At 33.5% G+C, this 13,276-nt stretch carries 13 protein-coding genes; 1 reads left to right on the top strand and 12 read right to left on the bottom strand.

The genetic code is table 11. The features are described from left to right. Positions 1-17: 17 nt before the first annotated feature. The 8 genes from queA to rsgA all read right to left on the bottom strand — a co-directional run bounded on the left by queA (position 18) and on the right by rsgA (position 8,647). Positions 18-1,067: a tRNA preQ1(34) S-adenosylmethionine ribosyltransferase-isomerase QueA gene (gene queA, locus VOI54_RS01065; protein ID WP_326280858.1), complete on the bottom strand. Its 1,050-nt coding sequence runs from the start codon at positions 1,065-1,067 to the stop codon at positions 18-20. A gap of 80 nt (positions 1,068-1,147) precedes the next feature. Continuing rightward, complete coding sequence (locus tag VOI54_RS01070) at positions 1,148-2,371, bottom strand: 3-phosphoshikimate 1-carboxyvinyltransferase (protein WP_326280860.1); 1,224 nt, start codon at positions 2,369-2,371, stop codon at positions 1,148-1,150. A gap of 35 nt (positions 2,372-2,406) precedes the next feature. Next, a complete protein-coding gene (locus VOI54_RS01075; protein WP_326280861.1) occupies positions 2,407-2,733 on the bottom strand; it encodes a nucleotide pyrophosphohydrolase in 327 nt (108 codons plus the stop codon). Beyond that, positions 2,734-4,731, bottom strand: coding sequence for a DUF3858 domain-containing protein (locus VOI54_RS01080; RefSeq protein WP_326280863.1), 1,998 nt, complete (start codon positions 4,729-4,731; stop codon positions 2,734-2,736). It abuts the gene before it with no gap. An 11-nt stretch (positions 4,732-4,742) separates the two neighbouring features. Continuing rightward, positions 4,743-6,644: a DUF3858 domain-containing protein gene (locus tag VOI54_RS01085; protein WP_326280864.1), complete on the bottom strand. Its 1,902-nt coding sequence runs from the start codon at positions 6,642-6,644 to the stop codon at positions 4,743-4,745. An 88-nt stretch (positions 6,645-6,732) separates the two neighbouring features. Further along, positions 6,733-7,248, bottom strand: a complete 516-nt coding sequence (locus VOI54_RS01090) for a metal-dependent hydrolase (RefSeq protein WP_326280865.1) — start codon at positions 7,246-7,248, stop codon at positions 6,733-6,735. Then, entirely contained in the window at positions 7,248-7,700 is a 453-nt protein-coding gene (gene dtd / locus VOI54_RS01095; RefSeq protein WP_326280866.1) for a D-aminoacyl-tRNA deacylase, read from the bottom strand. The genes VOI54_RS01090 and dtd overlap by 1 nt, the downstream gene beginning before the upstream one ends. Continuing rightward, complete coding sequence (gene rsgA / locus VOI54_RS01100; protein WP_326280868.1) at positions 7,697-8,647, bottom strand: ribosome small subunit-dependent GTPase A; 951 nt, start codon at positions 8,645-8,647, stop codon at positions 7,697-7,699. The genes dtd and rsgA overlap by 4 nt, the downstream gene beginning before the upstream one ends. A gap of 84 nt (positions 8,648-8,731) precedes the next feature. Here rsgA and VOI54_RS01105 point away from each other — a divergent pair, with 84 nt between their 5' ends. Then, positions 8,732-9,184 carry a hypothetical protein gene (locus VOI54_RS01105; protein WP_326280869.1) on the top strand — a complete coding sequence of 151 codons (453 nt, stop codon included), beginning with the start codon at positions 8,732-8,734 and terminating at the stop codon, positions 9,182-9,184. A gap of 69 nt (positions 9,185-9,253) precedes the next feature. Here the strand turns inward: VOI54_RS01105 and VOI54_RS01110 are convergent, their stop codons facing one another. Genes VOI54_RS01110 through VOI54_RS01125 form a run of 4 tightly spaced genes read right to left on the bottom strand, consistent with a single transcriptional unit; the run spans position 9,254 to position 13,170 of the window. Further along, on the bottom strand, positions 9,254-10,336 hold the full coding sequence (locus tag VOI54_RS01110) for a chorismate mutase (RefSeq protein WP_326280870.1): 1,083 nt from the start codon (positions 10,334-10,336) through the stop codon (positions 9,254-9,256). Positions 10,337-10,346: 10 nt separating this feature from the next. Beyond that, complete coding sequence (locus tag VOI54_RS01115) at positions 10,347-11,198, bottom strand: prephenate dehydrogenase (RefSeq protein WP_326280871.1); 852 nt, start codon at positions 11,196-11,198, stop codon at positions 10,347-10,349. Between the two features lie 2 nt (positions 11,199-11,200). Continuing rightward, the gene (locus tag VOI54_RS01120) at positions 11,201-12,346 is read right to left on the bottom strand and encodes a pyridoxal phosphate-dependent aminotransferase (RefSeq protein ID WP_326280872.1); all 1,146 of its coding nucleotides are present in this window, start codon (positions 12,344-12,346) and stop codon (positions 11,201-11,203) included. Continuing rightward, positions 12,343-13,170 (bottom strand): prephenate dehydratase, encoded by an 828-nt coding sequence (locus tag VOI54_RS01125; protein WP_326280873.1) that lies wholly within the window; start codon positions 13,168-13,170, stop codon positions 12,343-12,345. Before VOI54_RS01125 ends, VOI54_RS01120 begins: the two co-directional genes overlap by 4 nt. Positions 13,171-13,276: the final 106 nt, after the last annotated feature.

Below are 13,276 nucleotides of genomic sequence, written 5' to 3' on the forward strand. Positions count from 1 at the left end.
ATCCGGATTATCTCTTATTATATGATCAACATAGCATCTCCGTAGCTATAAAACCTGTAACCTTCTTTTACGGCTTCTTCATAGGCTTGCTTTATAAAATCATGGCCTGCAAAAGCGGAAACCATCATCAATAATGTAGATTTTGGTGTATGAAAGTTAGTAATCATACAGTTAGCTATACTAAAATCATAGGGAGGGAAAATGAATTTATTGGTCCATCCTTCCATTTCATTTAACATCCCGCTTGAAGATACTGAGCTTTCTATAGCTCGCATTGCTGTAGTTCCTACGGCACATACGCGACGTTTTTCTGATATTCCCCTATTAACAATAGACACTGCTCTTTCATCAATTTTGATCTCTTCACTATCCATTTTGTGTTTAGACAGATCCTCAACCTCAACAGGGTTAAATGTCCCTAAACCAACATGCAATGTAACTTCTGCAAAATTAATCCCCTTAATCTCTAAACGCTTTAATAAGTGTTTTGAAAAATGAAGTCCCGCTGTTGGTGCTGCCACTGCTCCTTCATTTTTGGCAAAAATAGTTTGGTAACGGCCTTCATCTTCAGGCTCTACACCTCTTTTTATATATTTTGGAAGCGGGGTTTCTCCTAGCTCGTTTAATTTTAAACGAAACTCTCTGTACGACCCGTCATATAGAAAACGTAATGTACGCCCCCTGGATGTTGTATTATCTATAACCTCTGCTACCAAGGTATCATCATCTCCAAAATATAGTTTGTTTCCTATTCTTATCTTTCTTGCAGGATCAACCAACACATCCCAAAGGCGTTGCTCTTCATTTAGCTCTCTTAATAGAAACACTTCAATTCTAGCTCCTGTTTTTTCTTTATTTCCATACAATCTTGCAGGAAAAACCTTAGTGTTATTTAGAATTAAAACATCCTCCTCATTAAAATAATCAATTAAATCCTTAAACATTTTATGCTCAATGGTCTGTTCTTTTCTGTTTAAAACCATTAAACGGGATTCATCTCTGTTTTCTGCCGGATATTCTGCTAATAATTCTTCTGGTAATTTGAAGCCAAAGTTTGATAATTTCATACGCTTTGTTTAATATTTTTTATAAGAAAGTTGCAAATATACAATCTGCTAATAGGGGTTGTCAAGTAAATACGTGATTATTATTTGGTTATTTCAAAACCTATGGATTTTAAATCTTCCCAAAATGTTGGATAGGATTTTGAAACAACCATAGCTTCTTCAATAATAATAGGCGTTTTTAAAGCTAACGGCGCAAATGCCATAGCCATTCTGTGATCGTGATAGGTTTCAATAGATACATATTCATTAAGGGTTTTTGAAACGGATAGGTGCAATGACTTATTTGTAATGTCTATTTGCCCCCCTAATTTTTCAATTTCTGTCTTTAAAGCTACCAATCTATCAGTCTCTTTTATTTTTAGAGTATGTAGCCCAGTCAAATCACAAGGTATACCCAATGCTAAACAGGTTACCGCTATTGTTTGTGCAATGTCCGGGGCATTTTTTAGATCTATAGCCAAAGGTTCTGACTTAGAAGCTTCTTTAGTTAAAGTTAATGTATTATTATTAAATGAGGCTTTAACTCCAAAATGTTTGTAAACTTCAACCAATACAGAATCCCCCTGTAGTGAATTTTCTTTGTATGAAGATAAGGTAATTTGAGTACCAACTTCGCTGATAGCCACAATACTAAAGTAATAAGATGCTGATGACCAATCTGACTCTACGGTTAAGGTTTTTGGTACTAAATGTGATGTATTGGGTTTTACCGTGATAACATTTCTTTCAAATAAGGTTTCAACTCCAATTTCGTCAAGTAGACTTAAAGTCATTTTAATATAGGGAATTGATGTTATTTCGCCTTCTAAGGTTAATTCTAAACCATGTTCCAACTTTGATGCTATAAGCAATAATGCAGAAATATACTGACTACTTACTTGGGCATTCAAGGTCGCTTTATGTTTTAAAAGTTTTTTACCTTTTATTTTTATTGGTGGAAACCCTTCATTTTCAACATAGTTTATTTCTGCACCCAATGCCTGTAACGCCTCTACTAAAATCTTGATCGGGCGCTCTTTCATTCGTTTTGAACCGGTAAGTATAGTTTCTCTGCCTTCCTGAATTGAAAAATAAGCAGTTAAAAAACGCATTGCGGTTCCGGCATGAAAAATATCTACAACCTCTTCCTGCGAACTTAATGCCTTAGTCATTAAATTACTATCATCAGAATTTGAAACATTTTCAAGTTTTATCTGCGGGTACAATGCCTGAAGTAACAATAAACGATTGGACTCACTTTTTGAGCCTGTAATTTGAACCGTAGATTGCTTAGCTATTTTTGATTTTTGGAGTGTAAAGTGCATACTTTAATACATTCTTATTTAAAGAAGTCGCAAATTTACTTTAATTTTTCGTTATTATGGTGCCTATCGTGATCTCGTTTTGCCTTCTTATCCATTCTTTTATCAAATGCCTCTTGTAAATCTACTCCAGTTTGATTGGCAAGGCATAAAAGTACAAACAACACGTCGGCCAATTCTTCACCAAGATCCTTGTCTTTATCACTTTCCTTTTCGCTTTGTTCTCCATAGCGTCTGGCAATAATTCTGGCTACCTCACCCACTTCTTCTGTAAGCTGAGCCATATTGGTAAGCTCATTAAAATAGCGAACACCATGCTCATTAATCCAATCGTCAACTATCTTTTGCGCGTTTTGTACATTCATTTATATTCTTGTTAAAACAATTTGCTCCCCCTCTTTCTCTACTAATTGGCTAAAATACAATTTTAATGTTTCATAATATTCGGCCCCAATTATTGGGCTATTAATTTTTGATGAGATGATAGCCTGTATTGAGTTATTTGCTAATGAAACATTATATTTAAACGTTCCTAAATTATCAGGTAATTGAAACACTCCTGAATCCGGAAGGCTTTCTACTTTATATCCTTTGGGTAAACTTATTACAACTCTATACGTTGTTTCTGAAGGATATCCAAAATCTATAGGGAATTCTCTTTTTTCCAGCTTAAACGGATTTTGAGTTTCTCTAAAAAAGAATAGCGGTGAAAAATACATTTTATCTCCAATAACATCAGCCTGGCTCTCCTTTTCAAACTTATATGATTCCTGAATAGGCTTATAAATCTCAGCACTATTCTTTACATCAAAATTTGATATTTCAAGGCCATTATATTCATTATCCAGTTTTTCTATATAGTCATCCTTATCAACGCCATTGATTTTTTCTCTATAGCTTAATGCATTATGATTGGTTTTAATACTTCTGCAACCTCCTTCAATATCTCCATTTTCGTCCAGACTAACCAACACCGAAACTGTGTTTTTTGAAATATGCTTAGGGTATAAATCTACAAAGGTTGAATTTCCTTTTTCATTAATAACCCGGCCTTTCCAATTTAATGTTCTAAATGGTAAAATGTTGGGCATACAATATATACTTGTTGCATCTAAAAGTATACCATCACCTTCAACAAATTTCACATAACTCACCACGTAGTTATACCCTTCTCTGGTTGGGAATAAAGGAATCCCATGTCCTCGGGTACTCACCAAAACAGGATAGGCTTTTAAACCGGCATAACGAAGCATGGAGGTTAGCATTAAATTTATTTCGGCCACATTGCCTACATTATTCTTAAATGCTTTTCTCACCCCTTCATCAACCATATAACCATAATAGCCATTCCATTTGACTTTATTCTTTATAAAATTAAAAATTAATGCTACACGTTTTTTAGGATCTGAAATAAAATTAATAATTGCATCTATTTCTTCTTCGTAATAGCCTGTTTTATTCAATTCACTCCCAAAACCGTTGCTATCATAAATCTTTTTCACAACATCTTCCCAGGTTGTAGAATAATATTCAATTGGAGTTTCTGGAAATTTCGTGTAGGACAATTCATATTTAATGGACGACCTGTAATTATCAATATTATTGACATGCGGTTCTTTTGTTAATGCCTGAACATCTGAAAGATTATAAGTAGACACCTGCTTTGAAAAATCTAAGTCTGAAGAACTAAATTTAGTCCCGGTATAACTTCTTGTTTTACTTCTAAATGTTATTTTACCATGTTTAGTTTCTGTGGTTGGCATAATGGGTATATAACCTTTCGTATTCAACTTAAAAATAAAATATTCGGGAGCTTCAAACCTGGCTTCCAATTTTTTTACAGGTATATCATACTGAAAAACAAACTCATCTACCTTGGATATAAAAGGAGAAATAATTTTATACTTATATTCAATTACAGAACCTTTCTTAATATTAGGCATGGTAAATTTTGTTTCATTTCTGTATTTTGATATTTCAGTTTCAAAGATAGATTCCTTTCCTAATTTTGTATCTTCTACCTTACCATCTACAATATTGTAGGTATAGGCTTTCAGACCAGCCATCTCTTCTTCATCACTACTGTTTTTATAAAGTCTAACAGCCTTAGTGGCATAATCAAATCCTTCTTTGTTATATATTTTAACCCGCTCATGAATCTCAGTTATCAATTGAAACCCTTCATTTTCATTGTAATTAAAAAATGTGTTTCTGTGTTTATAGAGGTAAGCGGCATCAGCGATAGAATCTATTGGGCTGAATTTTTCCTGTAGTTCTTCTTTGGAAACTTTTCCAAATTTAAAATTTTGCGCATAAGTTGTTAAAGTAAAGCTAAACGCTATCAGAACGGCTATTTTTCTCATGGTAAAAACGGTTATTTTTTTATTAGTGCTATTTTAGCATTATCTTTTCTGGCAACAGTTTTATAGAATTCTCTAAATTCATCATAATCTTCTTTTGAATACTCACCATCATTCATAATAAATATTCTTTTATAATAAATGGTAGTGTCATCCTTTAATTCTATTTTAGTTTGATAGCTACCAAATTTAGTTTCCATTAATGTATCTTCCGGTAATGCCTCAACTGTAAAACCATCAGGCAAATTAATTTTTACCTCATCTACATCTTTAAAGCCTCTACTCAATTTTAATGGCAACATTCTAGTTTTATATCGGTTTGGCACATTAGTATGCCTGTTTAAAGCATTTATTGTAAATAGCATTCTATCACCTATTATTTTGGCATATTTACCTGCTTCAAAACTTACATCTTCTACAAATTCAATGGCGTCTTTACGGTTCTCTATATGCAATTCATTTATTGAAATATCATTTATATATCGCCACCTGTTCTTATAATGTCTATCCTGTTCTCTTTCTGTTTCTAAGCTCAATTTATCTCCATATTGCAGTCCCTTTGAATTAATATGTGCTGAGACCTTAATACTTCCATCAGTGCTAATGCTATAGTTGCCTTTAATAATTTGAATACTTTCATCCGGATTATACTTTTTAGTATGTTTAATTTTTCCTCCTTCAGATGAAATTACCAGTACATCTCTATCGTCTGTTCCATTTGCGATAAATCCAAATGGCACTTTTTGACTTGTACATTCCAGCCAAATATCTTCGTTATCATTCGGAATATTTAAAAACACGTGATTCCCCTGCATTGAAGCAAAGTCTTCTTCTATATTAATAATATCATCACCTCCCCAAACTACACAATAATTTGATTCTACATTAGCCGCTTTTAAAAGAGACATGGTATAATTTGTAAGCGCCTTACAATCTCCATAACCTAATTTATCAACCTCTGAAGCATTAAATGGTTTCCATCCCCCTATACCCACCTGTACACTAATGTATCTTGTTTTATCCTGAACAAATTGATATATTTTTTTTGCTTTGTCTATATTATTAGTTTCATCCTTCACAAGGTTTTGAACCATATTGATTGTTGAGACTGGTAAATCATGAGTATCTTTTATTAAATCATGATACATCCATTTTCCAAAATCGTCCCAATTTTCCACCTTAGACTTAACACCTTCTAATGAAAATTCATTGAGTGCTACTAATACTTTTGGTACTATATCTCTGAATAAGGGGCTATAAGTTTCCAGTTTAATAGCCTCTACATTTTTTACTTTATATGAAAGCTTACCTATATGCTCCTCTTTATCTAAACTTACATCTTCAATATGCTTTTCTTTCTTTCTAATAGTTATACCTTCAGGGTACGTAATAGTATAGGAACTGTTTTCTACACTTATCAGATAATCATCAACCGGCATAAACGATTGAATAAAAGCCGTGTTACTGGTACTTACAACCGACTTAAATCTTAAAGTATAAGGATAAGAGATTGGAGTAAACTCTAGATATTTCATTCTGGAATCAGAATATAAGGTTCCTCCGTCTACAGCACTTACATCTTTGAAGTCGTTTTTTTTAATTTTTTTAATTTCTTTTCCAAAATCGTTAAAAACTAAAACCTCAAGATCTTTAATTTTCCTAGTCTTATCATACCCTACATAGGCATCAATATTTCTATCTCCATACTTATTTAAGACTGTAATGATTCTATCTTCGGATATGATCATTTCATCAGCAGACTTTATTAAAATGTCTATACTTTGCTGTCTAATGACTGCATTTGCATGTTGTTTAAGATTATCGGGGATTGAAAAGCTTGTGTATAAATTTTCCTGAGAAAACCCTACTAAAGTTGTGAACACCACTAATATATTCACATAATACTTTAAATTCATTTAAGTTTTTTTAAATATATTAAAGCAATAAATATAAGTATTTACATGTATTGCTTTCATAAGAAAAATGATATTCTCACTTAGAAAGCTAATATAACTTTTTAATTAAAAACCTTACAAAAAAAACCAGAGAACATGGAAGTACTATGTATTTAAATTCGCTAAACAACACTTTTATTCCCCAACCGGAAAAAAATTCACTAATCCCTATTGGAGAAACAAGAATATTTCTAAATGGGAAGAAAAACCTATTATTATCAAATGGAATAAAAAACCCAACACCCATTCTTCCTGAAGTCATGGCATCTAAAATTCCATGTGATAAAGTAGACAGAAAAATGACAAAAAACCAAACCAGTTTATGCTGCCTACCTAAAGTTAGCATTAAAATACCAGACCATATGAATGAAAACAAAATAGAATGTGTGAATCCGCGGTGTCCAAAAGGAGATTCATAAGGGATACCTAATTTGAACGCAACAACATCAAAATCCGGTAATAGTGTTGAAAATATAGCCGCAATCAGCAACCATTTTAAGTTTCTATTATCTATTACTTTTGTTAAAGTAAACCCTACTACCGCATGACCAAAAGCAGATGCCATTATAGTTTATCCTTAGTATCTATTATAATGGTTACCGGTCCATCATTTAACAACTCCACCTTCATATCGGCCCCAAATTGACCCGTTTGAACTTTTTTACCTAAATCTGTTTCCAATTGTTTTACAAAACTTTCATACAGTGGTATAGCTATATCTGGTTTTGCCGCCTTTATATAACTGGGGCGGTTTCCTTTTTTTGTGGATGCATGCAATGTAAATTGGCTCACTACAATGACATCTCCCCTTATATCTTTTATAGATGTATTCATCACACCATTTTCATCATTAAATACACGAAGATTAACTATTTTATTGGATAGCCACTTAATATCATCTTGCGTATCTTCATTAATAACTCCCAATAAAATTAAAAGCCCTCTCTTTATTGACGCCACCTTTTGCTCTTCAATAGTTACACTGGCCCTTGATACCCGTTGTATTACTGTCTTCATTCTTTATCCCAAATATCAGTTCTATAATGTTCATCCTCGCCTTCTATAATTTGCAGGTAACTCCGGTAACGGGAAAAAGCCACCTCATCATCATCCAATGCATTTTTTACGGCACATTTTGGTTCCTGAATATGCAAACAATTATTAAACTTACAGTCTTGCTTTAACCTGAAGATTTCAGGAAAGTAGTCTCCAACCTCTTCTTTATCCATATCTACTACGCCAAAACCTTTTATACCCGGAGTATCAATAATTTTTGCATTAAAGCTCAAATCAAACATTTCTGCAAAGGTTGTGGTGTGTTGTCCTTGCATATGAAGCGTTGAAATTGCTTTGGTCTTGATATTTAAGGTTGGTTCAATGGTATTGACCAAGGTAGATTTACCAACTCCTGAATGCCCAGAAAACATACTCACCTTCCCATGCATTAACGCCTTTACTTTATCGACATTTTTTCCAGTAGTGGCAGAAATACCTATACACTCATAACCAATTTTCCTATATACATAAGCTAGATATTTAACCTCATCCAGGGCTTCATCATCATAGGAATCAATCTTATTGAAAAGTAATATGGTTTTAATGGAATAGGCTTCAGCAGTAACTAAAAACCTATCAATAAAGCTTGTTAATGTTGGTGGGTTATTAATGGTAACCATTAAAAAGACCTGATCTAAATTAGCCGCAATTATATGTGTTTGTTTAGATAAGTTTACTGATTTTCTAACAATACAATTTGTTCTGTCATGGATATTATATATAATACCGGATTCCTGGTTATTATTTGTTTCCAACTCAAAATCCACTATATCACCAACCGCTATTGGATTGGTGCTTTTTATACCTTTTATACGGAATTTACCTTTTATACGGCACTCATACGTATGCCCCAAATCGGTTTTTACGGTATACCAGCTTCCTGTAGATTTATATACTTTCCCTGTCATTAATGATCAATGTTACTGCAAATTAACAACTTTTCAAGTTAAGAAAAAGGTTATATTAGTAACTTCATCTATAAATTTATGATCATGAAAAAATCGTTTATCGTACTAATCATCATTTTATTTGCTTTAACTGAAACCCAGGCTCAGGTTGAATACAAAATTATTACCAGTGTAGAATCTATTGTTTCAAGTGGCCTTGGGCGCTCAAGATTACTATCTTCTGTTGGTGAAAGAGATTATAAAGATTTCACTTCTGAACAAACTGAAACGGATAACACAAGAAATAAATCCAAAAGAGGCGACATTAGGGTTAAGGATTTTGAAGAAACCAAGCTATTGAACTTCTTTAACATTGGTGGGATCCGTTTTCAAAATATTGTATCCAATGATGCTGTGATAGGTTCTAAATTAATTGCAATGACTGAAGCAGGTTGGGAACTAGCCTTTGTTACCAGTGGTGTTGAAAGCGATTGTGGTAAAGGTGACGGACAGGGTATTTTTATAACCCGATATATTTTTAAAAGAAATAAGCAATAACTTCTTCTTCTATAAAAACAAATGCCTCCTAGTCAGGAGGCATTTGTTTAATAAAATATACATACTACCTTACCCATTAATTATCTTTTCCTGATGATTAATAGATTCCTGATGAACCGCTTTAAACATTCTTAAAATAAATTCTTCACTTAAACCGTGCTGCTCTCCTTCTAAAACCATTTTACCCAGAATCTCATTCCAACGCTTAGATTGCAATACAGCAACATTCTTTTGCTTTTTAAGGTCTCCAATACCATCAGCAGCTTTCATACGTTGCCCTAATAATTCAATAATTTGATTATCTACCACATCAATTTGTGCTCTCAAGGTATTCAATGCTGTATTGTACTCCGCCTCTTCATTAGACTCCTTTCTTATTTTTAAATCCTTCATAATTTGAACCAATGTAGACGGTGTAACTTGTTGTGCAGCATCACTCCAAGCATTATCAGGGTCATAATGTGTCTCAATCATTAATCCATCAAAATTTAAATCCAAGGCAATTTGAGATACATCAAAAATCATATCGCGCTTTCCTGTAATATGAGAAGGATCGTTAATTAAAGGAATATCCGGAAATTTATTTTGAAATTCAATGGCCATTTGCCATTCTGGAATATTACGGTATTTTGTTTTTTGGTACGTTGAAAACCCTCTATGAATAGCTCCTATGTTTTTAACGCCAGAGCTGTAAATTCTTTCAATACCACCTAACCATAATGATAAATCCGGGTTAACCGGGTTTTTAATAAGCACTGGTTTATCGGTGCCCTGTAAAGCATCTGCTATTTCCTGCATAATAAAAGGAGATACTGTTGATCGTGCACCAATCCAAAGTAAATCAATATCATGTTCTAAAGCTAATTTTACATGAGCTGCATTTGCAACCTCTGTACACACTTTCATTCCTGTTTCTTCCTTTACTTTTTGTAACCATTTTAACCCTAAAGCACCTACTCCTTCAAAGTTACCAGGTCTGGTTCTGGGCTTCCAAATACCTGCTCTAAAATAGCTTACATCTGTATCTTTTAATTCATGTGCAATTTTTAAAACTTGCTCTTCAGTTTCTGCACTACATGGTCCTGCAATTACTAATGGATGATCTAAATTTAAATCATCTAACCAGGTTCTCATTTCTTTTTTGTTTTCCATAATTTTACTCTTAACTAATTCCTTTTAATATGTCTTTAATGTGATTTGTATTTTCCATTTCGCTAAAAATTGAATCAAAATCATTATTTTTCATCAACTCTTTAAAATGTTCTAAATTGCTAATATATTCTTCCAGTGTTTCAATGACATTAGTTTTATTTTGTTTAAAAATAGGGGTCCACATTTCGGGTGAACTCTTTGCTAAACGCACGGTTGAAGCAAATCCACTTCCTGCCATATCAAAAATATCGCGCTCGTTTCTTTCTTTTTCAATAACCGTTTTCCCTAACATAAATGAACTAATATGTGATAAGTGAGACATATAAGCTATATGCTTATCATGTGCTTTAGGATTCATATACCGAATACGCATACCTATATCCGTAAACAGTTTTAATGCTTTTTCCTGAAGCTTAAATGTGGTTTTTTCAACTTCGCAAACAATATTAGTTTTCCCAACAAACAATCCTTCAATTGCCGCTGTAGGACCTGAATATTCTGTACCTGCAATAGGATGCATGGCTAAAAAATTTCTCCGTTTAGGGTGGTTTTCAACAACTTTACAAATATCCAATTTGGTAGATCCTGCATCAACAACCAAACCTGTATCTGATATTTTATCCAAAATAGTTGGTAGTAATTTTACCGTGGCATCAACCGGTATTGATACAATGACCAAGTCGGCATTTTCAATATCATCCAACGTGGCTTTTTTATCAATCAGTTTAAGTTCCAACGCTTTATTAAGTGTGGTTTCTTTTCTACTAATACCATGAATAACAACCTCTGGGTCATTCTTTTTAATATCTATAGCAAGACTGCCTCCAATTAAACCAACTCCTATTATATATATTTTTTTCATTCTTATTTTACTCTAGCTATGGCTTCTTCTATAGCTTCATTTGAAGCACATAAAGAAAACCTGATGTAACCTTCTCCCTGGGTTCCAAAAACGGTACCCGGAGTTATGAAAATATGATTCTCCTTTAAAACTAAATCTATAAACTCTTCTGATTTCAAATAAGCAGGTAATTTTGCCCAAACAAACATTCCTGTTGCATTTTTATCATACGAACAGTTTAACGCATCTGCCAATTGCCACACTAGTTTTCTACGTTCCTGGTACACATTATTTAGCGTTGCAAACCACATGCTTGAACACTTTAAAGCTTCAATAGCTCCTTTTTGTATGCCATAAAACATTCCTGAATCCATGTTGCTTTTTACTTTCAGAATATTATTGATATACTGGCTATCTCCAACAACCATTCCTACACGCCAGCCTGCCATATTAAAGGTTTTACTCAACGAGTTAAGTTCTAAACACACCTCTTTGGCTCCTTCAACACTCAATATACTTTGAGGTGAATCATTTAAAATGAAACTGTATGGGTTATCATTAACTATTAAAATATTATGACGCTTCCCAAAAGCCACTAGCTCTTCAAATAATGTTTTTGAGGGCTGGGCTCCAGTTGGCATATGCGGGTAATTAACCCACATTAATTTTACTTTGCTTAAATCTGTTTTTTCTAAAGCTTCAAAATCCGGTAACCATGCATTGGCCTCATTCAGATCATAGAGCACGCCTTTTGCTCCAACCAACCTGGTAACCGATTGATAGGTTGGATACCCCGGGTTTGGTATTAAAACCTCATCACCTTCATTTAAATAGGCCATGGAAATGTGCATAATCCCTTCTTTGCTTCCCATTAGAGGCAGTACCTCTGTAGACGGGCTCAGGTTTACTGAAAAATGCTGCCTGTAAAACTTTGAAATAGCATCCCTTAGCTCAGGAAGTCCCTGATAGCTTTGGTATTTATGTGCATTGGCATCCTGAAAACTTTCAGAGATGGCATCTAATACTTTTTTTGGAGGCTGTAAATCAGGGCTTCCAATACCTAAACTAATAATAGGTTTCCCACTTGCAATAAGCAAGCCTACCTCTCTTAGTTTTTTTGAAAAGTAGTATTCCTCAACGGTTTGTAAACGATTAGCTACCTCAATCATAACTTAGCATTTATATATTCTCCTAATACTTTAAATTCTTCGCCCATTATTTCTATTACAGATTTAGCCTTTTTAAAATCATCGTAACTATCAAAAGTAACATCTACAAAAAAAGCGTACTTCCAGGGGGTTTCAATAATTGGAAGAGATTGTATTTTTGTCAAATTCAACTTGCAATCACTCATTACATTTAAAATAGTGGCCAGGCTTCCCCGTTTATGGTTCGCTTCAAATTTCACTGACGCTTTATTAATTTCATTTTCAGAAACTTCAGAATTTGTTCGCTTAACTATCGCAAATCGCGTCTCATTGTGCTTGATGGTCTGTATACTATGTGACAAAATATCAAGTCCAAAAATTTCTGCGGCGGCTACACTGGCAATAGCCCCTATACCTTTAAGCTTTTTTTCACTAATGCGTTGAGCAACTTCTGCAGTATCCTTATCCTCAACCAATTTGATATGGGGATGTTTTTTAAAAAACTCCTTACATTGAAGTAATGCCATAGGATGTGAATAGACTTCCTCAATATCAGCAATACTTTGATTGGGTAAGGCCATTAAATTGTGCTGAATGTCCAAATAATGTTCTCCAACAATGTGCAAACCTTGCTTATCAATTAAAGCGTAATTAGGTATTATTGAACCTGCTATAGAATTCTCTAAAGCCATAATGGCTGCATCACATTCTTCTGCTTTTAAGGAATCAACCACTCTATCAAATGTTAAACATTCAATAGAATCAACAGAAGTTTCAAAAAATTGTTGCGCCACAATGTGATGAAAAGACCCTTTAACTCCCTGTATGGCTACCGTTTTAATCAAAATTCAATTTTATAATTTATTATTCTAATTATTAATCAGAACTTGTTTCATTAATGGTTGAACAAAAAAAAGTCTCGATTTTCATCGAGACTCATACTTAAATTTA

Source organism: Alterotamlana spongicola, assembly GCF_035818475.1.
GTDB lineage: Bacteria > Bacteroidota > Bacteroidia > Flavobacteriales > Flavobacteriaceae > Cognatitamlana.